The sequence below is a fragment of the Vibrio sp. 03_296 genome, from assembly GCF_002265885.1.
In genome coordinates this window covers 1-865 of sequence record NZ_NPKW01001073.1, presented here as the reverse complement: position 1 = coordinate 865, position 865 = coordinate 1, and the positions used below count along the sequence as shown (strand labels likewise).

The 865-nt window shown below is 40.2% G+C and carries 1 pseudogene; it reads right to left on the bottom strand.

Features of this window, described 5'->3' with window-relative positions:
• Positions 1-269: 269 nt before the first annotated feature.
• Positions 270-491, bottom strand: a pseudogene (locus CIK04_RS35870) (DUF4007 family protein); the annotation flags it as partial.
• Positions 492-865 lie beyond the last annotated feature (374 nt).

The window sequence follows — 865 nt, the reverse complement described above, 5'->3', positions numbered from 1 at the left end:
GTGCAGTACCGTGGTAAACCAAACCAGAAAAGAAATCTTCGCTTAAGTCACTGTCAATTCGGGTCGAACGTTGATGACGTGCAGCGATAGAATATGTGTTGCTTAAAATCACGACTTATTTTCCTCTGATTTGTAATAGCGTTTTAAATACTGCTCTGGATTGATGTTACTGATATCTGAAAACGAGTGCTGAACCTGTCGCAAGCCTTGTGTATCTGTCCAAGCAATTTTCCCTTCCGTTAGTGCTTCTACTTGATCTAATTTGTCACTCAGTCCGCTAGAAGACAGCCGGAAACTCGTCCTGGAGAGCCCACATCTTTGAGTAATGATTCAAATGACAACGTGTTTGTATTGCTGTCTTGTTGCTTTCTCTGCATAAAATCGATAAGTGCGAAGGTAAAAACCTCCACTGGAAGTGTCGGACGTCTATTAAGCTCTGCGACATAACTTTTTGCATCCTCTTGCTTCAATAGTTCAAGCTCAGTAAAAGGAGATGCAAACTGTCTTCATTATCTTGCATTGATTGCAATTGATTTATGTGCATACATTTGAAGGAAGCAATCAATATCTTTACTTAGYGTTGCTTCTTGTTAACTCTTTTGCATGATTTACAAGTGCGTCATTARTATCGATTAACAGAGCATCTTTCTTTACTTTTATACCATTGAAATAAGTTGAAGAAAAAACGAGATGAATTTAGTTCACCATTGCTTGCAGGCATTGATTGCAGTAACCCAGTGTCAGCAACCAGGTTGTACCTATTTTGTCGAGATATTCCATCGTAAGCAGGCCGTCCTTCGTCGCTTGTAAACAAGTGCTTCGCCAAAGGTGTCAGCTCGTACAGCTGCTTCGTACTAATCTACAC